Annotated in this window: 26 protein-coding genes; 11 read left to right on the plus strand and 15 right to left on the minus strand. The window is 56.4% G+C overall.

The annotated features are described in order from the left end of the window. Positions 1–20: 20 nt before the first annotated feature. The 8 genes from fabF (at position 21) to MM194_RS18915 (ending at position 7,275) form a co-directional block, all read left to right on the plus strand. Positions 21–1,262 (plus strand): beta-ketoacyl-ACP synthase II, encoded by a 1,242-nt coding sequence (gene fabF / locus MM194_RS18880; RefSeq protein WP_033132166.1) that lies wholly within the window; start codon positions 21–23, stop codon positions 1,260–1,262. A gap of 78 nt (positions 1,263–1,340) precedes the next feature. Further along, positions 1,341–2,147, plus strand: a complete 807-nt coding sequence (pabC, locus tag MM194_RS18885; protein ID WP_241344464.1) for an aminodeoxychorismate lyase — start codon at positions 1,341–1,343, stop codon at positions 2,145–2,147. After that, positions 2,137–3,138 carry an endolytic transglycosylase MltG gene (mltG, locus tag MM194_RS18890; RefSeq protein WP_033132164.1) on the plus strand — a complete coding sequence of 334 codons (1,002 nt, stop codon included), beginning with the start codon at positions 2,137–2,139 and terminating at the stop codon, positions 3,136–3,138. The genes pabC and mltG overlap by 11 nt, the downstream gene beginning before the upstream one ends. After that, positions 3,138–3,779: a dTMP kinase gene (gene tmk / locus MM194_RS18895; protein ID WP_241344467.1), complete on the plus strand. Its 642-nt coding sequence runs from the start codon at positions 3,138–3,140 to the stop codon at positions 3,777–3,779. The genes mltG and tmk overlap by 1 nt, the downstream gene beginning before the upstream one ends. Then, complete coding sequence (holB, locus tag MM194_RS18900) at positions 3,764–4,711, plus strand: DNA polymerase III subunit delta' (RefSeq protein WP_033132162.1); 948 nt, start codon at positions 3,764–3,766, stop codon at positions 4,709–4,711. Before tmk ends, holB begins: the two co-directional genes overlap by 16 nt. Before the next feature lie 33 nt (positions 4,712–4,744). Then, positions 4,745–5,524, plus strand: a complete 780-nt coding sequence (locus MM194_RS18905; protein ID WP_241344469.1) for a YchF/TatD family DNA exonuclease — start codon at positions 4,745–4,747, stop codon at positions 5,522–5,524. 374 nt (positions 5,525–5,898) lie between these two features. Continuing rightward, positions 5,899–6,840 (plus strand): tyrosine-type recombinase/integrase, encoded by a 942-nt coding sequence (locus tag MM194_RS18910; RefSeq protein WP_241344495.1) that lies wholly within the window; start codon positions 5,899–5,901, stop codon positions 6,838–6,840. A gap of 243 nt (positions 6,841–7,083) precedes the next feature. Further along, positions 7,084–7,275, plus strand: coding sequence for a DUF3653 domain-containing protein (locus MM194_RS18915; protein WP_277605162.1), 192 nt, complete (start codon positions 7,084–7,086; stop codon positions 7,273–7,275). A 324-nt stretch (positions 7,276–7,599) separates the two neighbouring features. Here the strand turns inward: MM194_RS18915 and MM194_RS18920 are convergent, their stop codons facing one another. The 11 genes from MM194_RS18920 to MM194_RS18970 form a co-directional block, all read right to left on the minus strand. Then, complete coding sequence (locus tag MM194_RS18920) at positions 7,600–7,836, minus strand: hypothetical protein (RefSeq protein WP_241344471.1); 237 nt, start codon at positions 7,834–7,836, stop codon at positions 7,600–7,602. Between the two features lie 26 nt (positions 7,837–7,862). Further along, entirely contained in the window at positions 7,863–8,159 is a 297-nt protein-coding gene (locus MM194_RS18925) for a hypothetical protein (protein ID WP_241344472.1), read from the minus strand. A gap of 164 nt (positions 8,160–8,323) precedes the next feature. Further along, the gene (locus MM194_RS18930; RefSeq protein WP_241344474.1) at positions 8,324–9,676 is read right to left on the minus strand and encodes a zonular occludens toxin domain-containing protein; all 1,353 of its coding nucleotides are present in this window, start codon (positions 9,674–9,676) and stop codon (positions 8,324–8,326) included. 1 nt (position 9,677) lies between these two features. Next, on the minus strand, positions 9,678–10,019 hold the full coding sequence (locus MM194_RS18935) for a DUF2523 family protein (protein ID WP_241344476.1): 342 nt from the start codon (positions 10,017–10,019) through the stop codon (positions 9,678–9,680). 3 nt (positions 10,020–10,022) lie between these two features. Beyond that, positions 10,023–11,444, minus strand: coding sequence for a hypothetical protein (locus tag MM194_RS18940; RefSeq protein ID WP_241344477.1), 1,422 nt, complete (start codon positions 11,442–11,444; stop codon positions 10,023–10,025). Between the two features lie 112 nt (positions 11,445–11,556). Beyond that, positions 11,557–11,802 (minus strand): hypothetical protein, encoded by a 246-nt coding sequence (locus tag MM194_RS18945; RefSeq protein ID WP_241344479.1) that lies wholly within the window; start codon positions 11,800–11,802, stop codon positions 11,557–11,559. Positions 11,803–11,823: 21 nt separating this feature from the next. After that, the gene (locus MM194_RS18950; RefSeq protein WP_241344481.1) at positions 11,824–12,051 is read right to left on the minus strand and encodes a hypothetical protein; all 228 of its coding nucleotides are present in this window, start codon (positions 12,049–12,051) and stop codon (positions 11,824–11,826) included. Next, entirely contained in the window at positions 12,051–12,449 is a 399-nt protein-coding gene (locus tag MM194_RS18955; protein WP_241344482.1) for a hypothetical protein, read from the minus strand. The genes MM194_RS18950 and MM194_RS18955 overlap by 1 nt, the downstream gene beginning before the upstream one ends. After that, positions 12,442–13,893 (minus strand): replication initiation factor domain-containing protein, encoded by a 1,452-nt coding sequence (locus MM194_RS18960; RefSeq protein ID WP_241344483.1) that lies wholly within the window; start codon positions 13,891–13,893, stop codon positions 12,442–12,444. The genes MM194_RS18955 and MM194_RS18960 overlap by 8 nt, the downstream gene beginning before the upstream one ends. Continuing rightward, entirely contained in the window at positions 13,880–14,089 is a 210-nt protein-coding gene (locus tag MM194_RS18965) for a hypothetical protein (protein WP_241344484.1), read from the minus strand. Before MM194_RS18965 ends, MM194_RS18960 begins: the two co-directional genes overlap by 14 nt. A gap of 8 nt (positions 14,090–14,097) precedes the next feature. Next, complete coding sequence (locus MM194_RS18970) at positions 14,098–14,292, minus strand: hypothetical protein (RefSeq protein ID WP_241344485.1); 195 nt, start codon at positions 14,290–14,292, stop codon at positions 14,098–14,100. A 128-nt stretch (positions 14,293–14,420) separates the two neighbouring features. Between MM194_RS18970 and MM194_RS18975 the strand changes: the two genes are divergently transcribed. Both MM194_RS18975 and MM194_RS18980 read left to right on the plus strand, forming a co-directional pair. Then, positions 14,421–14,780, plus strand: coding sequence for a DUF3693 domain-containing protein (locus MM194_RS18975; RefSeq protein WP_241344486.1), 360 nt, complete (start codon positions 14,421–14,423; stop codon positions 14,778–14,780). 125 nt (positions 14,781–14,905) lie between these two features. Further along, positions 14,906–15,184 carry a RepB family protein gene (locus MM194_RS18980; protein WP_033132159.1) on the plus strand — a complete coding sequence of 93 codons (279 nt, stop codon included), beginning with the start codon at positions 14,906–14,908 and terminating at the stop codon, positions 15,182–15,184. 242 nt (positions 15,185–15,426) lie between these two features. On the opposite strand, the gene rsmF is transcribed toward MM194_RS18980, so the two are convergent. From rsmF to MM194_RS19000, 4 genes are all read right to left on the minus strand, one after another. After that, the gene (gene rsmF, locus MM194_RS18985) at positions 15,427–16,857 is read right to left on the minus strand and encodes a 16S rRNA (cytosine(1407)-C(5))-methyltransferase RsmF (protein WP_033132158.1); all 1,431 of its coding nucleotides are present in this window, start codon (positions 16,855–16,857) and stop codon (positions 15,427–15,429) included. A gap of 141 nt (positions 16,858–16,998) precedes the next feature. After that, positions 16,999–19,551: an MlaD family protein gene (locus tag MM194_RS18990; RefSeq protein WP_033132157.1), complete on the minus strand. Its 2,553-nt coding sequence runs from the start codon at positions 19,549–19,551 to the stop codon at positions 16,999–17,001. A 54-nt stretch (positions 19,552–19,605) separates the two neighbouring features. Continuing rightward, on the minus strand, positions 19,606–20,208 hold the full coding sequence (locus tag MM194_RS18995; protein WP_033132156.1) for a paraquat-inducible protein A: 603 nt from the start codon (positions 20,206–20,208) through the stop codon (positions 19,606–19,608). Continuing rightward, positions 20,192–20,818 (minus strand): paraquat-inducible protein A, encoded by a 627-nt coding sequence (locus MM194_RS19000; RefSeq protein ID WP_033132155.1) that lies wholly within the window; start codon positions 20,816–20,818, stop codon positions 20,192–20,194. The genes MM194_RS18995 and MM194_RS19000 overlap by 17 nt, the downstream gene beginning before the upstream one ends. 264 nt (positions 20,819–21,082) lie before the next feature. Between MM194_RS19000 and MM194_RS19005 the strand changes: the two genes are divergently transcribed. Beyond that, the gene (locus tag MM194_RS19005; protein ID WP_033132154.1) at positions 21,083–21,397 is read left to right on the plus strand and encodes a YebG family protein; all 315 of its coding nucleotides are present in this window, start codon (positions 21,083–21,085) and stop codon (positions 21,395–21,397) included. Positions 21,398–21,445 lie beyond the last annotated feature (48 nt).

The raw sequence follows: 21,445 nt of genomic DNA on the forward strand, positions 1-21,445 counted from the left end.
ACCTCTCGGAGACTACCTCAGTGTCAAAACGCAGAGTCGTGGTGACCGGCCTGGGGATGCTTTCCCCGGTGGGTAACACTGCCGAATCCAGCTGGCAAGCCCTGCTCAACGGGCAGAGCGGCATTTCCCTCATCGACCATTTTGATGCCAGTGAGTATGCGACCCGTTTCGCAGGCCTGGTCAAAGGGTTCGATCCCGAACAATACGGCATCAACCGCAAAGAAGCCCGCAAGATGGATCTCTTCATCCAGTACGGCGTGGCGGCGGGTGTGCTGGCGCTGGATGATTCCGGTCTCGTCATCAACGAAGAGAACGCAGAGCGGGTTGGCGTGGCCATCGGCTCCGGCATCGGCGGCCTGGGGCTCATCGAGCAGAACCACAGCAGCCTCGTCAATGGTGGCCCGCGTAAGCTGAGCCCCTTCTTCGTGCCATCCACCATCATCAATATGGTGTCCGGGCATCTCTCCATCATGAAGGGAATGCAAGGTCCGAACATCGCAGTGACCACCGCCTGCACCACCGGCACCCACGCCATCGGCATGGCCGGTCGCATGATCGCCTACGGTGATGCGGACGTGATGGTTGCCGGCGGCACAGAGAAGGCTTCCACTCCCATGGGGATGGGTGGCTTCGCGGCGGCCAAGGCACTCTCTACCCGTAACGACGAGCCCCAGAAGGCGAGTCGCCCCTGGGACAAGGATCGCGACGGCTTCGTGCTGGGCGATGGTGCCGGGGTGCTGGTGCTTGAAGAGTACGAACACGCCAAGGCGCGCGGTGCCAAGATTTATGCCGAACTGGTCGGCTTTGGCATGAGCGGTGATGCCTATCACATGACGGCGCCTCCCTCTGACGGGAATGGCGGTGCTCGTGCCATGAAGAACGCCATCAAGGATGCCGGCATCGCTCCCGAGCAGATCGGTTACATCAATGCCCATGGCACTTCCACCCCGCTGGGTGATGTGGCCGAGTTGCGCGGCATGAAGCAGGTGTTTGGTGAGCATGCCAAGTCGCTGATGATCAGCTCCACCAAGTCGATGACCGGCCACCTGTTGGGTGCCGCTGGTGCCATCGAGGCGATCATTACCGTGCTGGCGCTGCGCGACCAGATGGTCCCACCGACCATCAACCTGGACAATCCGGACGAGGAGTGCGATCTGGATCTGGTGCCTCATGTGGCCAAAGCCGGTCAGTTTGAGTATGCCCTGTCCAATTCGTTTGGTTTCGGCGGCACCAATGGCTCCCTGATCTTCAAGCGCGTATAATTCGCTCTGGGCGGCTTTCTCAGCAAAGAGTCGGGCCCGATACCCTGGTATCGGGCCTTTTTTATCAAAGGGACACGCATGTTGATCAATGGAGTGCCAACAGAAGCCTTATCCGCCAAGGATCGTGGCTTGGCATATGGCGACGGCCATTTCACCACCATGCTGGTGAAACAGGGGCAGGTTGTCTGGTGGCCGGCCCATCTGGCTCGTCTGCAACATGCCAGCGCCAGACTCGGTTTCGCGGAATTACCCTGGGACAAACTGGCCACTGAGGTGGCGCAATTGGCGACAGGGCAGACGCAGGCTGTCGTGAAGGTCGTGTTGACCCGTGGTAGCGGTGGCCGGGGCTATGATGGTGCCGATTGTCACTCACCGACCCGCATCGTCTCCCTGGGGAATTACCCGTGCCATTACCAGGGCTGGCAGCAGGATGGCATCGCGGCGCTGGTCTGCCAGCAACAACTCGGTGACGCCCCCATGTTGGCGGGGCTCAAGACCTTGGGGCGGCTGGAGCAAGTTTTATTGAAAAGCGAACTTGCCGCACGGGGTGGAGTCGAAGGTATAGTATTGAACAGCCGTGGATTTCTGGTAGAAGGAGTCAGCGCAAATCTGTTTTGGCGTCGTGGTAAAACGGTGTTCACACCGGATCTCTCCCGCGGGGGGGTCGACGGCATCATGCGCAGGCGTGTGATGATGATGCTTAAACACATGGGCATTGAACTGCGTGTCGTGGAGGCTCCGCTGGAGTCACTGTGGCAGGCCGAGGAAGTATGGCTGACCAATACCCTGATGGGCATAGTGCCGCTGATCCGCATCGGCGATCAGGCCTATCCCAATCCGGTATTGAGCCGTCGTTTACAGGAGCGTTTGGTCATTGAAGTTTAATCGGCTTTACACCCTGCTCGCGGGGGCTGCCCTGTCGGTTGCCGTCGCCGGGGGCTATGTATATTACAAATGGCAAGAGGTGGAGACCCTCACCAACAAGGGGCCGACGCGCCTCTTCACCGTCGAGAAAGGCGCCCACGCAGCGCGCCTGATTGCCGAGCTGGGGGAGGGGGACACCAGTCCCTGGGCGGTGCGTCTCTGGTTGCGAGGCCATCCCGAACTGGTGGCCATCAAGTCCGGTACCTATGAAATCAAGGAAGGGGCTCCGCTCAAGGAGACCCTCTCCCTGTTCGCCTCTGGCAAGGAGTTTCATTTCAGCCTCACCTTCGTCGAGGGTTCCCGCTTCGAGGATTGGCGCAAGCAGATCGAAGGGGCTCCCTATCTGGAGCGGCTGACGGTGGAGCAGAGCGAAGCCGATCTGGCCCAGGAGCTGGGTATCGACAACGGCAAGCTGGAAGGCTGGTTCCTGCCAGAGACTTATGCTTACACTACTCATGCCAGCGATATTTCCATCTTGCGCCGTGCCTATCAAGACATGAAGGCCTTCCTGCAGGAGAGCTGGGAAAAGCGTCAGGCCAACCTGCCTTACAAGAGCCCTTACGAGGCGCTGATCATGGCCTCTATCATCGAAAAAGAAACCGGCCAGCCGGATGAGCGGGCGCAGATCGCCTCGGTGTTCGTCAATCGCCTGCGCCTTGGCATGAAGCTACAGACCGATCCCACCGTTATTTACGGGGTCAAAGACAGGTACGATGGCAACATCCGCCGCAGCGATCTGACCGATGTGAACCCCTACAACACCTATGTGATCGATGGCTTGCCGCCGACCCCCATCGCGATGCCGGGCAAGGCCTCCATCGAGGCGGCGCTCAACCCCAAGCCGACCGACTATCTCTACTTTGTCGCCAAGGGGGGCGGGGCCCACTACTTCTCCAAGACCCTCGATGAACACAATAGAGCGGTTCGCGAATTCATATTGAAGAAACCCTAATGTCAAAATTTATCGTAATTGAAGGATTGGAAGGGGCAGGGAAGAGCTCCGCGGTGCGGTACGTCACCGACTACCTGCATGCCCACGGCATCGAGCGGATCGAGTGTACCCGTGAACCGGGTGGCACCCCCCTGGCCGAGCGGATGCGCGCCATCGTCAAAGAAGTCCACGATGAGCGCCTCACCATCGAGGCCGAGTTGCTGCTGATGTACGCCTCCCGGGTACAGCTGGTCGAGACCCGGATCAGACCCGCTCTGGCAGAGGGTTGCTGGGTGGTGGGGGACAGGCACGATCTCTCCTCCCAGGCCTATCAGGGCGGCGGTCGCGGCATCGACGCCACGCTCATCGGCGCTATCAAGCAGGCGGTGCTCGGTGACTTCAAGCCGGATCTGACGCTCTATCTCGACATCGATCCTGCCATCGGTTTGCAGCGTGCCCGTCATCGCGGCGAGCTGGATCGCATCGAGCTGGAGCAGCTCGGTTTCTTCGTGCGCACCCGCGCCCGTTATCTGGAACTCGCGGCAGCAGACGACTCCATCAAGGTGATCGATGCCGGGCAAACGCCTGAGCAAGTCAAGGCCGCCATCGAGGCGGCCCTCGGCCACTATTTGGCGAACGAGTCCTCATGTATCCCTGGCTGATCCCGGACTGGCAAAACTTAAGCCAAAGTGCCCAACGTGGTCGCCTCGGTCACGCCTGGCTGCTGCTCGGCGATCCCGGTCTTGGCAAGGAGCAGTTGGCCGAGCGGCTGGCGCGGTTGCATCTTTGTCAGCAGCCGGTGAGAGGTGAACCCTGCGGTCAGTGTCACTCCTGCCAGTTGCTGGACAAGGGACACCATCCGGATCTCGGTACCCTCGGTGCCGACAGCAAGACCATAGGGGTCGAGGCCATCCGCGAGATCTGCACTCGCCTGCAGAGCACGGCCCAGCTCGGTCGCGGCAAGGTGGTGATCATTCCGGATGCGGAGCGCATGACCGAGTCCGCCGCCAACGCCTTGCTGAAAACCCTGGAAGAGCCGGCCGGCGACAGTCTGTTGCTGCTGATCGCCTCCAGGGTTTCCCGCCTGCTGCCCACCATTCTCAGCCGTTGTCACAAGCATGTCTGTCAGCTGCCGGCGGAGGGGGAGACACTGCGCTGGCTGAGTGAACAGGGTCATCAGGCCACTCAGGCCCAGGTGCGGATCTGCCAGGGGGCACCGCTGCGTGTGCTTCGTTATCTGGAAGATCAGCAAGATGGCGCGCGCCGGACCCTGCTGGAGAGCTTCGTCTCCTTGTCACAAACCCCGACTCGCGCGGCCAGCGTCTGCGCTCAACTGGGAGAAGACAGCCAGGTACGGCTGCACTGGTTGCAACTGTTTTTATGCGATGCCCTCAAGACCCAGGCCGGTTGTGGTCACCACCAATTGGCGATGCCGGATCTGACGGCCCTCAGCCAGCAGCTGGCCGAGCGTCACTCCAGTGAAAAATTGCTGGAGGCGGAGCAGCAGCTCGTCGCCCTGAAGGTGGCCTGCCAGCCGGGCCAGCTATCCAACCCCACCATTCATCTGATGAACTGGCTTAATCGCTGGTTGTGAGATCGATTAAGAAGCAAACAAGCAAGGTTATGTATGTTACTCGTTGATTCCCATTGCCACCTCGATCGCCTCAGCTATGGCAGCAAGCAAACCGACATGGCGGCAGTGCTGGCCAAGGCGGCGGCGCAGAATGTGGGATATTTTTTGTGCGTGAGTGTGACCCAGGCACAGTTCCCGACCATGATGGCGGCGATCGCCCCTTACCCCCAGGTATTTGCCTCCTGCGGGGTACACCCGCTTAATCAGGATCCTGGTGTGGATGCCGTGCTGCTGCTGACTCAGGCAGCCGATCCCCGTGTCGTTGCCATCGGCGAGACAGGCCTGGATTACTTCTACTCGCCGGAAAACAAAGAGGTGCAGCAAGCCTCCTTCCGCGAACATATCCGGGTGGCGCGGGCGCTGAACAAACCCCTGATCATCCATACCCGGGATGCTCAGCAGGATACCCTGCAGATCATGCGCGAAGAGGCGGCAGATAAAGTGGGTGGTGTGCTGCATTGCTTCACCGAATCCCTCGAGATGGCGGAGGCCGCCATGGCGATGGGTTTCTATATTTCCATCTCCGGCATCGCCACCTTCAAGAATGCCACTGCCTTGCAGGCCGTGGTCAAGGCGCTGCCCCTCGAGCGGCTGCTGGTCGAAACCGACTCTCCTTATCTCGCCCCCATTCCACACCGGGGCAGGGAGAACGAGCCGGCCTTCGTGCGAGATGTTGCCCAGTTCATCGCTGACCTTCGTCAGATGCCGCTGGCGGCATTGGCCGAGGCCACCAGCCACAACTTCTTCGAGCTGTTCAAGCTGGCAAAAAGATGACCAACAAGGCCCCTGGAAATGGGGCCTTTTTATTTCTTATTATCAGCATAACTTACCATGCGAACTCTAAAAACAAAGGTCGTTATCTCTAATTTTTATATGGATCATAGCAGCTCTGATCCTGATTACTGGTGTAATAGAACAGACAATGCTGAGGTTGTATTGCGGATGCCAAGGGGGTTAAAACCAAGACTTTATAAGTATCGATAATATTCATTATCGATACTTGATGGATCTGAAAGATCCTGTAAGATCTTCCGAAACTTCGCATAGAATCATCAACTTAAGTGGCCTATCCAACCATTCAAAACCCCGCTCACCAGTCATTGCAGGCGGTGTTCGATCCTCAGCTCAATAGCCGCGCCAGGCGCTTCTTGCGCAGTGCCAAGGCGGACTCCACCCTCAATGCCTATGAGGCAGATACCCGTATCTTCGTCTACTGGTGCCAGCTGCAGCAGCTGGAGCCGCTGCAAACTACCCATCACGACATCATGAATTTCCTGGCGGATCAGGCCGATGGCGTTCTGGCCGATTGGGTATGGCTGGACAAGCAAGAGGGGAAGGGGGAGCTGCGCAATGGCGAGCCGCGTAAACCCGCGACCCTGGTGCGGCGACTCGCCGGCATTCGTTATGCCTTCAAGCAGAAGGGCATTCATCCCATGCCGACCGAACATGCGGAGATCAAGGAGATGATGCGCGGCATAGTGCGGCTCGGCGATAATCGAAAACGCAAGACGGGGGCCCTGACCCTGCAGCCGCTCATTCGGGTGCTCGACGACATCGATACTTCAACTCTGGCGGGACTGCGGGATCATACCCTGCTGCTGCTGATGTTCAGCGGTGCCTTGCGCCGTTCGGAAGCCGCCCGTATCGAGGTGAGCGATCTCGATTTTGTGGGTCAGGGGATAAGGCTTCGCCTCAAGCCGAGCAAACATCAGCTCCACGAGACCGAAATTGCACTCATCCCCGGCAAACAGTATTGCCCGGTGTCGGCGCTGGCCAACTGGCTCAAGAAGAGCCGGATCGGCGAGGGGCCGCTGTTTCGCCGCATGAACCGCTGGGGTCAACTCATGCCTGAGCCACTAGGACCTCAGGGCATCAACCTGATGATCAAGCGGCGCACCGGCCAGGTCATCGACGATCTCTATGTCAGTGGCCACAGCCTGCGTCGAGGCTTCATCACCTCGGCCGTGACCGCCGGCAAACCCATGAACAAGATCATCGAGGTGACACGGCACAAAGACATGCGTACCCTGCAGGAGTACTTCGACGACGCGCACAAGTTCTCCGATCATGCGCTGGATGGCCTGCTTTAAGATAACCGCGTCACCGTACAGATTACGTTAAATTGGGATTCAAACTAGGCGCCGCTGGAATTAGCCAGTTTTAACGGTTTGGATAACATGGAACGTAATCTCACAAGAAATTTCATTTTTCGTTGGTTTGAATGCGGATTCAATAAGGAGGAAACCGCAAAACTTTGTTTTGTATCTGTGACGGAAGTCACATTGTGGGACGAAGGGAAAGAGATGCCCGCAATATACAAACGAGTAATGAGGATGGCCGCAGGCAGAGAGCTACCCTCAATTTTCGAGCGGTACTGGGAAGGCTGGCGCATGTCCGGTTATCACCTTATCACTCCAGCCGGTTCCCAAATGACCAGGCAAAGGCTCGAGCTTCTGGATGTCATGGCCGCTGAGCATTTCAAACGATGGCACTCGCCACGGGTCAAATACAGGAAGTACAGATAAAAAGACAAGGGGCCTACGGGCCCCTTTGTTTTTCAGTCGTTCGTGCCAATGGGAAGCAGCAGGGTGAATTCCCCCCGTATTACTACACGGGGGGCCCCCAAACCGGCTGGCGCGGTTCCTCCCGCTTGTCTTCGACAGGAGGCCACAGCAGCCGCTGGCCGTGCCCCATAGGCTGCGCCTGGGCACTAGAGCCGGGCAATAAAGACGGTTTAGCAGGGAAGGGGGTGGAGCCGGGCATGGGGACAGATGGGTATGTTCCGGCGCCCGCCTACGTCATTCCGATTTGACGTAAGGGGAGCGCCTCATAGGGGCTAGCGCCCCTGTTCATTGACCCTGAACGCGATGGGCAGCTGACCTAACCCGGCGTCTGGTGCGGGCACGGTGCTCGCTCCAATCCGCCAGACAGATCAGCCCAAACACCAATGTCACAGACAAGAGCGGCGCGGCCACCAGGGCACCAAGCACATACCCTACACCAATATGAAACCCGAACTGATAGCCAGCAGCGAGCATCGCCGCGAACGCCAGCACCGCGAACGTAAAAATCATTCCCTGAATCATATCGATCACCTCAATTTAAGTAACCGTTACTTTAAAGCCGCACCACCACAGGCATCATCGAGCGCAGCAATGAGCCGCTGCACGGATGCCGCATCCACTTCGACCCCAGTGCGAGGGCCGTAATACTTAGCCGCATTGAGCAAGGTGCTCAGCATCAACACATCATCCCTATTTATTGTCACTGTGACGTTTTCATGATGCTGGCGAGCACGGTAATCCTTTTGGCGCTCAGCACCGGATTTCGCGTTACCGGTGGAGGGGCGACCACGGCGGCGAGGTTGCGGGATGAGTTCAAGAGTGGCGGTATCGGCTTGATCTTTCATGAGTCACATCCGTGTTTGCTGTCTAGATGTACTAATTATAGTCACAGTGACGTAAATTATCAAATTATTCGTTACTGTGACGCTAATTATTTTCGCTGACCCATTTGCCACAAATTAACGTCACTGTTACACAAAATATCGGCTGGCGGCGGCGTCGTCGTCCGCTAGACCGCTCCCTCCTCCTTTCCGCCTCCCGCATCCTTATCGGTAGTGGAGAAGGGATTCAACAACGCCGGAGCGGACGTCGTAGGGGCCTTAGGCTCAACAAACTTGGAAGGTTCACAATAGACAGTTACCGACTGACCGGTATCGACGTTGAACAGCTCGGCCTGGCAGTAACGCTTGAAGCGGACGGCATACCCCATGGACAAGAGTTCGTCATTGTTGGTGTGATACTCGGTGCCGTCCTTGGCATACAGCGCGAACGTCACCACGCCGTTACCCTGGGTGTCCAAGGCAGAGCCGGTCACATAGACAGCTTTGGCGTTATAGGGGTTCACAAAAACAGGCTGACCAGGAGATACCTTGTTAGTGCCACCAGTGCCCACATGATCAGGAACACGCGAATTACCTTGAACAGCCACAGCAGGATTGTTTTCAGAAGTTGCCACAGGTGAATTAGCATCGATATCAGCATTAATTTTATCGGCCTTAGAATAGTTATATATGGCATAACCAGCAAAGAACGAAATAAGTAACGCATAAAAATAAAAGAGGGGTGATGTGAAAGGGCCTTTCGACTGGCCGGACCTTGTTTGCTTTCCGGTTTGCGTCGATTTGTAGAGAAGAAAAGCAGCCAAAGGCACTTTCTCACGATAGACCGTAGAGTTAGCATTCGGAACGCCACTTTGACGCGGGTTATGTTCATATATCCTCGGCTTGCGTTTGAATATGAATAAGGAGTCTTTATTAGCTTGTGATTTTGCCAATTCAGCACAACCGCGCACGATTGGCGAAATATCATTTATATCAGGGGTAACACAAACAATATCCCAGTTAAATTTACGGTGGCGTTTAAAAGCCCCATTCAATGTTTTTGGGTAAACAATACGCCCATCTCCATCAAACAATAACGCACCGGTGTCATCGTAATCGCAGGACTCGAACTGTTCAGGCTTACAGGATTCAATAGCAGAATAATAATCCTCCATCAATCCCGGCGGCAATTGTTCCTTATATGTCTCAATGGGCTGATAATCCAAGTCGGATTCTTTCCACGACTTATCGGGGTATATATCCTGAACCTCATCCATGAGGATAAAGGACCCCACAGGGGCCCAGTGGAACCAACGCCGCCAGAGACGCAAGGCATCCTCATGGAGGATGTTAATACGATACAGGCGGGTAGTATCTGGGAACGTCTCCCCGAGTCGCTTAGCGATTTCCTCAAGGGGATAACAGCCCTCAAGGTTAGTGATACAAATTCGACCTTGCCGCAAGGCCGGCAGCAAGTCATACCATACCGCTGATGCCGACTTATAAGAGCCGTTAGGCCCATGACGAATAACAACGGCCATATCACCACCCCAAGAAATTCAAAACAAAGCGAGTGACAAGAGCATGAAGAATCATATTCATGCCATCCACTATCCCTGACTGAAATAAAAACCACTGCACCGACGACGGTAACGCACTCATCAATGGCTGCAATATTGCAGAAATATTAAAATCCTGAATGATTTGATGGGCCACAGAATAGCCCACTTTTATCATCATCAGCTCACCTTGAATCTTGACGTAAACACCAATTTCAACAATATAAGCCAACGTCCTAGAGACAATATAAGGGACACCATCGGTCAGAAACGCATGTGCATCGGTGAATATCCCTGACACCCAATTTATGAATTCGGTTATCATATTTCACTTCCTGTTTGTGATGAGATAAATGGCATACAGCGCACAGATGAAAAGAATAAGGGCAGCCAAGCCCAAATTCAGCATCAACTGAAACGCCCCCACACCGAACGGCAATACTGTTCCATGCATGTTCAAGGCCCATTCGTCAGGCTCACCCGATGCAGACAAATCAGTCATTTGAACCGAGGATTGAAACTCAGCTGCCAAATCCTTCATTTCTTGAATAGCGTCGGCTTGTTTCTCTTTGATTTCTGTAAACGCCGATTCAGGCAGCACGTTTTCCCAGAACGCACCCGAACCCGCACCTGGAACAAAGGGTGTTTCTTCTCCCGGTTCGTCGAGCTTGTCCGCTATATCGTTCAGGGTGGACTGGATACCGTCGAGCTTGCCGTTACCCGTGCCGATGGCCGAGCCAATCCCATCCAGTTTGCCATTACCCTGGGCTTGAAGCGTTGCAGCTGCGCCACCTCCACCGCCCATGGTCTTTACTATGGTGTTCTGGAGATCCTTATTGGTGTTCGAGATCAGATTACCGGTCGCCACGTTCTGGGCCGACGTCGCCTTGATCTGAGCGTTGGCAGCATCAGCAATGGTTTTCGTTACATCTTTCAAAGTGGCCGTGCCATCAGGGCCAGTCACAGTCGGTTGAACCGGTGTTCCTGTTGCAGAAGAGGCTGCACCATTGAGCTGACCAAGGGCATCCGTTGTACCCGGTGACGTTGTGGATTCGTCTACGGGCGTTGCAGAGCCATTCCCAGAGGTGTTTGATTCAGAGTCCACAGTGGGCTCTGGACGAACGACAGAACAGTTGGCACCAGTGAAAGCAAAGTTCCCCGTCCAGGCACCTGAAGCAAGTTGAGTACCACCCATGGTCTTGATAGAGCACTGCCCATAACAAGCCACATTACCAGCAGTAGAGGCAGGGTCAGGACCAGCCTGGAAGAAGTATTGAGAGGTATGTGTCAGGCCAGCGGCAGAACTGCAATTGGGGACACAGGTTTCCTTACCGTCCTTATCGACCCGGACAATAGCCCCCATCATGCAGACTTTAGGAGGAGCTTGACAAACCTTAGAGCCATTTAAATCAATGGGACCAAGCGTTAAATTTGGTTTGCCATCCGGAGGACAAGAATAAGAAGTTACAGTCGAACCACCAGTCATAGTCCCGGGGCTACTGATGCGTCCATACTTATCTTTAACGCTAAGTGCGGGCGGAGTTGAAGGAGAAACCGTGTAAGGGGCACTGCTATATGCATTCGTTGCATTAAAATTAGCAACGATTGCTGCAATACAATCATTATATGATTTATAACCACCCACTACAGGGCAATTGCCCATGTAAACCCCTGTTGATTTAGCAGGAGAAGATTCAACAGAGAAAGCATTAAATGAAAATAAAAACAGGAGGGCGAAGATCCATTTCATAAAAAAAAGGCGGGTTTCCCCGCCCCCTCGTGTTATGCCGAGTAAACCCCCGAGACGAACCCAAGCACGAAACAGAGGCCTGCCCCGAGGGCCCATAACAGGGCCGCGAACATTACTTCTTAGTCCAGCCCAGCAGGTGAGCCGCACCGAAGCCGATGAGCGCCAGCGAGAACACGCCGACCAGGATGAGATCCATGTTCGCTTCAGCCGTAGCACGGGCAGCGGCGAAGGTAGTCGCCAGATCAACGGCGAACGCCGAAGAGGAAGCGAACACCGCACCGACAACGACAGTGGCCGGACCGGCATACTTGCGAACTACCTGAGCGGAATACTTACGAACTTGATTGATATGTTTCATGACACAGTTCCTTTTGTGAAATTAACGTCTACCAAGCCAGCGAACAAGACGGCCTGCTGAATGACCAGCAAAGAAGGTCAATAGCATGAAACCGAGATATTCATTGGCGAGGTCTTTATCAAATTCCGATAAAGCGCCTACTTGTGCTCGATATTGGTCAGGTGTAACCAACACATACCCCGTGCAGGTATTCAAACCATCAGCCGTGACGATGATTTCCCCTGTATCGGAGACAAGTAGGCAGCTCATCAGAACTTGCTCTCAGTAACAGGAACAGCTTTGCCGTTCGTTACTAGGGCTTTGGTAGTGGATTCACCACCAAAATCATCGACTACCGGCAAATCCGTCTTGAAGTCGACGGCCAGCAGCTTGGTAAAGTCCTGCGGGTCAAACTCAATGACGAGTGTGACCGGCACCAGCAGGGGGCACTTAGACAGGCGAGCAATCACAGCTGGCTCATTTTTGACGCCAATGCTTTTAGCCTGATAGCCCCAGTTAGAAATGGTGCAATCTTGAATATCAAGGTTCGTTGCTTGAACGATGTATTCGAGGTTAGCGAAGTCATAGGGGCGAGGAGATCCCTTTTTATGGGAAATACCTTTGCCATGAGTGACGCAAAACACCATTACATTGTTAATCTCAGCCATGGCTGTAGTCTCCAGTGAATAAGCCCTCAGTTGTGGGCATAAATACAGGCAATGAATCCAGTTCTGGCGGTACAGGCAGCCGTAGGCGAGCTGGAATATCGTCTATCGATAGATGGGCGGTTAATTGCTTGATAATTGTTTCAGGTTTCAATCCTTCCACGTTCACCAACCAATTAACCAGACGGCCAGCCATGCGGGACATGTTATGAACCGCATTATCACGACTGGTAACGAATTTATTTTTGAAGGTAGTAATACGCACCGGTTCAACCGATTCATCGACCATAGCGGCCAACCATTCGGCGAACTGGGGATACATGCCCGCAAAATAGGGGTCAGGATTCAGCAGTACATCGAGCGGTATAATCCGATCTTTGTTGTGCAGTTCACCCTCAGCCCGTACCCAGTCCGGGTATTCCAGCGATGAAAGCTGTTTACCTTTTTCATAGGTGCGGCCGCACTTACCGTTGAGACGCGAGCCGATATAGAACGAGCAACCGGAGGAGGCGATAAGGCCAAAGCGCTTGGCCAAGCCTTTGACCATTTCAGGGATAAGCTCACCGGCTTCAATCTTCATCCACTTAGGGGCATTGCCACGGGCAGGGTGGAACGCGCCGTTCTTGGCTGCTTCTACGGCACCTGAGTACGTGATGATGTCACCGCTGTAGTCATCGAGCGCAAGATCAACCCGAGTGATACGGATGCCTGGTACACGCACCATGCAAGCATACAAAGCATGAAAATCAAGAGCGTCACATCCAGTACCAGAAAAGGAGATGAAACAGCCATGGTTAGCGGCCCCCCAGGCGCATAGTCCGCAAGCAATTCCATCAACAAGTAAGTCAGCTGAATAGCTATAGCCATGCACACCACCACGTCTAGCACGCAGGCTAAAGCGCGGAGCAGGGATAGGAACACCGATTTGATGGTTGAGTTCATCAAGGAAGATCTCCAGTTCACCACAGCAAAGGGAGTCAAAGAATTGAATCCCGTATGCGTGAATCAAATCGTTGTAGGCATCGTAGTACCTAGCCTCCGGGTTGAGCTCCAGCGTGGACGCGTCCAGCAGCTGGCCCAACACTGACTTGAGTTCGATATTCATCCGGCGGCTGGCATCGTTCTTGTAGGCCCGGCGAATGTTCAATTCCATGGCTTCATACATGGCCGCCGTAAGGATAGACCGGGCACCGTCTACAGTAGTTTGAGGCACCACTGCATCACGCAAAACACGTGGGTCATTGACCGTGGGAACGGACCGAACATAGATCATCCCCTTGTCGGTAGACTTAGGGCGGATGCTACGCAGCAGCATATGAGCATGTTGACCGAACGCCGGCACAGCCTTGAGGATCGCGCCTTGCTTGGCGAGTTCTGCAACCTGTTTGAGCACTTCCGGGCTCCAAGTGAAGGAGAGAAAGTCGTGCTTTGTCTTATGACCAGTCATCGAAAAAGACTCCCTGTTCATAGAGATTGCGCCACGTATCATCAGTCACTTCGACCGGCTCAAAATCGGTATCCGGGTAGTTGCAAGCGAGGTAACGCAGGCAAGAAGCGAGATCAGGAAACATCTCGACCTGACTGGCAACACTGGCCGCAATCCAGCCAGTGGGCTCTTGTTGCCAGTAGAGATTGCGCTTCATTTTCGGAGTCATTGGGCAAATCCAGAATCAGCGTTGAAGTCGAGTTCGCGGTCGGCAGAGAAGGGGATAGATTGATCCAGCAGCTCACTGGGGAAGTCGCCTTCCACAATGCCCATGGAGCCGCAATCACGGCAGCCATCGCCCTGGCACTCAGGGCAGACGTGGTAAAGGGGGACTTGCTGCTGTAGGGTTTGGCGTTCCATGTAAATACACTCATTGCCGAATCAACGAATGAGGCGAGTATTGGATAGGAAAGACAAAGCCACAAGTCCGAAAATTCACGAGTCAACGTATGTGTTAAACTAAGGCGGAATGGAAAAAGGGGTACGAAATGAACTCAAAAGCACTGATTCAAGCCTACATGAGAGCTAAAAATCTGACCCAGCTTAAAGAAGTTGCAGAGAAGCTTGGTTATTCAACGTCCTACATCACAGAACTGCACCAAGGAAGAAGAGAATTCACTGATGAATCAGCTATTTCGATAGCAAAGGAAATCGGCCTAGATGAGCTGGAAGTTATCATTTCATTGCAAGCCGTCAGAGCGAAGACCCCGGAGACAAGAGCCGCGTGGTACGACGCCTTAAAAAAGTACTGCGCCAGCACAGGGACAGCGCTGGCAGTGGGCTTGATGACGATGGCGAGCCTGAATCTGGAAGGGATACTGACCGCGTCTAAATATTTTTTATGTTAAATACCATCTCATTGTTTTGTTGTTCTTTTTCCCTTACCCGATCCGGTGAGGGAGTAGGGCACTTCCTCGAAGAAGAATTCACAGTGAGAGATAACATCTGCATTAATCGAGAAAAGCACGGTCATATGAGCCAGGAAAACCAGGAAATAACCAAGCACTCGGATGCACAAGACAACGCCGAGCGACAACGTCAACACGTGAAGCGCAAGCAGGAAACCCACAGCCGGTTGCAGTGCTGGATCAGCAATCGTCACGCCGAGCGACTTCATGAACTCGGCCAGCATCTGGAAGACAGTCAGGCCTCGCTCATCGAGCAGGCGATCGACTTGCTCTATCGCCATGAGCTGGTGCCTGCACGTCTGCCTGAGACAGAGAGTGCCGAGCTCATCGACGAGCAGGCATAAAAAAAGCCAGGTACGAATTCCTTGTACCTGGCATAGGGGAATTGGCTCCTTGCAGAGCCGTGCGCTAACCGGTGTGCAGATAACCCTAAGCTTAGACAAGGCGCGAGGCATTTCAAGATCTGACTAAAAGTTCAACCAGAGTGGAGGTTTTTCAGACTCGAACAGGTGTTGGGCAGAGGACGATAAGGCACCCGACCCATGCAGCGGCGCCCTCGATGTGACCACCGCCTCATGGGATCAGCTCAACTGTTGAACAGGTTGTTGTCGCGCACCAGCTCACGGGGCAGGGCATTCTTGATGCGGCTGCCGACCCATTTTCCCATCCCCAGCGGATATCCCTGATAGCGGACTATCACCTCGCCCGAGCCAGACTCCAGCTCAGGCCAGACATCCCGTCCCATCATGAATTCCCGCGCATTGGCGACATCCAGCTCGACGCACCCCCGGGTGGCCAGGCCACCATAGGCCAGTGCCCATTCGTGGGTCAGCCGATAACCCTTCTTGAAGGTTTCCGCCAGCTTGATGCCGATGCGATCGAAGCGCAGCTTGCCCTGTACCTGCTCAAATAGCGTGGGGAACAGCCAGATCTCGTCGTTGCGACCAAACAACTGCCCCTGCGGGATCAGGCCGAAGGCCACCTCAATCTCAGCCAGCATGGGCTCGGCCTCTTTGGCCGGCAACGGGGAGAAGGGGAACTTGCCGAGTTTACCCGGCTTGAACATGGTATTGGCCACCGAGTGGTGCTTGCGCAACCGCGCGACGAAGAAGCCTTCGCTGTCGAAGATCTGGGGCCAGACGTGCAAATAGCCTTCCTCGGTGCAGGCCTGCCCGGCGCCAGGGAACAAGTCCGCCAGCGAGTCGAAACTCAGGGCATCGCCGAACTTGTCCAGCAGTGACTGGCAGACGTCCTGATTCTCCTGGGCGCTCAAGGTGCAGGTGGAATAGACCAGCACGCCGCCCGGTTTCAAGGCATGAAAGGCGCTTTCCAGCAGCCCCTGCTGCACGGCGGCAATCTCATCGATGCTCTCTATGCTCCAGTTGCGCAGGGCGTCTTCATCCTTGCGCACCGTGCCTTCCCCCGAGCAGGGGGCATCGAGCAGGATGGCATCGAAAGTCTCGGGCAACCACTGGCCGAACACCTTGGCATCGAAGTGGGTCATGCCCACATTGGTCACACCGCAGCGCTGAATGTTGGCGCTGAGTACCTTGAGCCGGCTGCTGGAGTATTCATTGGCAACCAGCATGCCCTGATTATCCATCAGCGCGGCGATCTGAGTGGTCTTGGAGCCCGGCGCCGCCGCCGCATCCAGCAGCATACCGTCCCGCTTGACCTTGTCGCTCGCAAACAGCGCCGCCACCGGCAGCATGGAGCTGGCCTCCTGGATGTAGAAGAGCCCGCAGAGGTGCTCGGCAGTGTTGCCAAGGGGCACGCTCTCATCCTCGCGAGTCAGCCAGAACCCGGTTTCGCACCAGGGCACGGGCTCAAGCTGCCAGCCCAGTGGCTGCATCTTCGCCACAAAGTCAGGCACCGCAATCTTGAGGGTGTTGACCCGGATGCTGCGCCTAAGCGGTCGCCGACAACTCGCCACAAACTCATCCATGGAAAGGTTGGCCGGCATGATGGCCGCAATATGGCGCAGGAAGTGATCGGGAAGGTAGGTGTTGTCGTGCACTGTGCAATCTCGCAGACCCAAAATAGGGGCGATATCTTACCACATACCGGCCGTTTTCCTCAGGGAGCTTTCACGATGTGATGCGCGCCAGCCTATAAAAAACCGGCCACAAGGCCGGTTTATCTATGTGAGCCAAGGGACTCAGGGCTGGATGCGGGGGCTCCACTCCAGCCACTCCTTCTCCGCCTTGCCATGGAGCAGATAGCTGTGGCCCGCCTTGACGGTCGGCCCCATCTCCCGCTCCGGGGTGTTGAAGGCGATGCCGCCGGTCAGCAGACTCTGCACGGTTTCCACCTCTATGGTGCCGCCGGTCAGGCCGATATCCGCCTTGACGCCGGAGACATTCCAGAAGCGGCTGTTGGCCCGCACCAGGTGGGCATATTCTGCGTCGATGCTTACATCGATCAGCACCTCGCTGCCATCCCGGGCCAGCGCTACCCTGGTGACGCTGCCGACCATCAACTTGCGAAACAGCAGAGGGCTGCCGACGCTGATGCCGCTGACCGAGGGGCTCTTGAGGGTGAGCGCCAGCCCGATGGGGCCACTCTGACTCAGAGGGAAGCGCTCCCGCCCTGCACCTTGACCCGGGCTGGCCTCGATGAAGGCCCCCTTGATCAGGGTGTCGAGGTGGGCGACACCGCCGAGGCCGAGCTTGGCCTGCACCAGGGTAAAGCGGGCACCGGTCTGCAGGAAACGAGCTGCGTACTGCTCGTCCAGCTCGGCCTTGAAGCTCACCTGACCGAGGGACGGATCCAGCTCGACCTGCTCCACCTTGCCGATATCGACCCCTCGGTAGCGGATGGGGCTGCCGACGCCGAGCCCGGGATTGCTATCGGCGGTCAGCGTCAGGCTGCGCACCCGGATCTTGGCTTGCTCCTTGTTGTCGAACAGCTGATGACTGCTGCGGTTGGTGCCAAGTTGGTCAAACTCGATGGCCCCGCGCAGCAAGGTGGCGAGGTTACCCATCTTGACCTGGATCCCATCCAGCCGGATCTTGCCATCGATGGCCGCCTTCTTCCAGAACTGGGGCTGTTGCTTGAGCAGGGGCGCATAGATGGCGTTAATCTCCAGCGTGATCTCGACGCCGCGGGCATCCGCCTTGAGCGCCTTGACCGAGCCTGCCTCCAACCCCAGATAGAGCACGGGAGAGCCGATGCCGATGCCATCGGCCTGCTCGGCGCGCAAGACCCAGGGTTGTGGTTTGGCATTGCGACTGCCAAGCAAGGCCAGTTCCTGGCTGGGGTAAAGGCGGTCAATGCGCTCGCCGCTCGGCACCTGGACCAGCTTGATCCCGCCCGCCAGCCAGGCACTCGCCGGGCTGGACTCCACCTTGATACCGCTCAGGTCGGCGGCAATCTGCAGCGGTGCAGCCCGATAGAAGCGGGCCCGCGTCAGCAGGGGGCGATACGCCTCGCTCACCTGCAACTCGATGCTCGCGTTGCCGCTGGCATCGAGCGTCAGCTGTCCCACCTGGCCAATCTGCAATCCCTTGAACAACAGCGGGGCCCCTTCGCTCACCCCGGCGAGATCATCCGCCTGCAGGGTCAGCTTGATGCCACCAGGCTGCGCCTGATCCGTCAGCATCATGGTCCTCACCCGGTCGCCCGCCACATAATCGAGCCGGATGGCGGGCCCGGCCAGCAGACGATCCGCATGTTTGAGTCCGGTCGGGGAGAGTGACACCGTCTCCCAGACGAGGCGGCTCTTGCCGGTCACTCGAAACGCCTGCTCCGGATTGATCAGTGCCGTGACGAACCGGCCCTGTTCGGTCAGGCGAATGGGATCAACCCGGCCAATCTCGATGCCTTCATAGAGGATCGGCATCCCTTCCTTGATGGGCAGGGCGCCCGCCTGGATATTGATGCGCTCACCCCGCGCCGCCTCGGCCAGCCCCTTGTAGAGAGTGAAGGTCTGTCCCTTCTCCGGTAACGGGGAGTCCTTGGGAGAGTCAAAGGCGATGCCGCCGCTCAGTATGGAGGCGAGGCTGCCCGCTTCGACGCTGACGCCGGCCAGGCTGAAGGAGCCCTTGATGCCGCTGATGTTCCAGAAGCGGGTATCGGCCTTGATGAGGTGCTCGAAGCGCGGCTCTATCACCAGATCCAGGATCACATTCTGGTTATCCTCACCCAGACGAGTGTTGATGACGCTGCCCACTTCGATGCCACGGAAATAGATCTTGGCGCCGATGCCGACCGATCCCAGCGAGTCGGCGGTCAGATGCAGGGTGCGCCCCTGGGCCTGATAACCGGGGGGAGGGCCATCGACTGCATCGAACTCCTCCTCCAGCGGCCTGTTCTCCCGTCCCGGCTGCAGGTTGATGTAGTTGCCGGAAACCAGGGTATCGAGGCCGGAGATCTCCGTCAGGGACGCCTTGGGGCTCACCAGCCAGAAGTCGGAGCCCTTGCGAATGAGCGGACGGGCGCGGCTGTCGACCTTCACCAGCACAGCTATCTTGCGACCATCCGCCGCCAGTGCCAGCTCCTGTACCACCCCTATGGCCACCCCCTGGTAGCGCAGCTGGGTCTTGCCCGGCAAGATACCGTTGCCCTGGGCAAAGTTGATACGGATGAGCTGGCCACGGGTTGCCACCTGCTGATAGATAAAGCCACCGGCCAGCAAGAGGGCGATGACAGGCAACAACCAGACCGGCGACAGCCAGCGGCGCTTCTCGATGACGGGTTCAGCCCCGATCATATCGACTCCTTAGACAATGAATGTGCAAATGAAAACCAACAGAGCGAGGCACCATCAGCGGGCCTCTTTGTCCCACAATAGCCGGGTATCCAGCATGCGGGCCGACATCATGGTGAGCAGCACCACGCAACCGAAGGCGGTCGCACCCGGCCCCGCCAGCACGTTGAGCAGCACGCCGCGATCCACCAGGGCCATCATCAACGAGATGACGAACAGGTCCAACATGGACCAGCGACCGATGAAATCGATGATGCGATACATGATGAGCTGACGCCTGCGCCGCACCGGCTTGGCCCGTTGCAACTGCCAGCAGATCCAGCCCAGCCCCAGTATCTTGCCGACCGGCACCACTATGCTCGCCAGGAACACTATGGTGGCGATGCCGGACATGTGGCTGTTATAGAGCGAGATGATGCCGCTAAAAATGGTATCGGATTGCAGCAGCCCCTTGGTGTAAAAATGGGTGATGGGCAGCAGGTTCGCCGGCAGCAGCATGAAGGTCGCCAGCGCCAGCAAGCCCCAGGAGCTGGCGAGGGAGCGGGGGATGCGCATCTGCAATTTGCTGTGACAGCGAGGACAGACGGTGCCTGCTTGATAGCGCACCAGCAGGCCACAGGTGTGACAACCGCACAGCCCCTGTTCACGGGCGCTGATCATGATTGGGCTCCTCCATGGGGACCTGCTCCCAGTAGGGGGCGGGATCGAACAGGATCAACAGGGCGAGAGTGAGCAGCATCAAACAGCTCAGGCTCAGAAAGCCCCCTCCAAAGCGCACATCCGCGATATCGACCAGTTTGAACAGGGACACCAGCAAGCTGGCGATATAGACCTCCAGCATGGCCCAATGACGAAACACGGCCACCGCCTTCAGCGTCAGGGGCAAGATGTGCCAGCGCTTTGCGAGACCGGAGGCGAGGGCAAAGATGCCGAGCAGCAGCCCCATCGGCGCCAGTGCGCCGCACCACAATACCAGCGCCGCGACCAACAGCTCGTTCTCCCGCGCCAGCAACACTATGCCCTTCATCATGTTGGCATCGGTGTTGACGCCCGCCAGGCGCACATAGAGCAGGGGTTCGAAGAAGGCGGAAGGCAACAACAACAAACCGGTGAGGGTCAGTGCCATCAGGTGAGAAGGGCGAAAGGCGTAGCGTCCATACAAATGCTGATGACAACGGGGACAATGGGCGTGACGGCGCAGCGGCAGCAACTTGCGTTCGATCAGCAAGTCGCAAGCCGGGCAGACGATCACGGTGCGGGGATCCGACATACGATTCAACCTGTTGAAGGAATTGATAAAATTTACCCTAAAACCGGTTCTCTGTCTTGCCCGGCACGGCCTGCCGCCAAGAAAACCCCGATTGCTTCTCCCAGTGGACGGAAAAATCGGCGCCTCATCTCGCTTGAGATGAGGCCGTTGCTGTGAAGAGGACCTGGATACCGCTGCGGACTCTGAAGCTGCTACCTGGCTGTTATTTGCAATACTGTATATACGTACATATAATTGTGGTCACTATCATGAGGAGGACGCCGTATGGCCGTTGAGATCAAGTATGTTGTGGTGCGTGGGGGAGTGGAAAAGATGACCTTTGCCAGCAAGAAAGAGGCGGATGCCTATGACAAGCTGCTGGATACCGCCGATGAGCTGATGACCTTGCTGGCCGGTGCACCGGTTGAACTGACGTCCGAGCAGCAAGAGAGCCTGGCCTTCTACCTGGCCGAGCAGCGGGATCTGCTGCAAAACCTGCTGCGGGGCGGAAAAGGGCAGGGGACAAGCCCCAAAGAGGAGAAGATTGATGCTGAAAATAGCGATAAACCCAAAGGAAAATCCCTAAAGAGCGTGGCCTGAAAAGAAGAGGGGGAGACTGCCTAAGTGCAGTCACCCTGCCTTTAATAT

This window comes from Aeromonas sp. MR16, from assembly GCF_022549315.1.
GTDB classification, from domain to species: Bacteria; Pseudomonadota; Gammaproteobacteria; order Enterobacterales; family Aeromonadaceae; genus Aeromonas; species Aeromonas aquatica.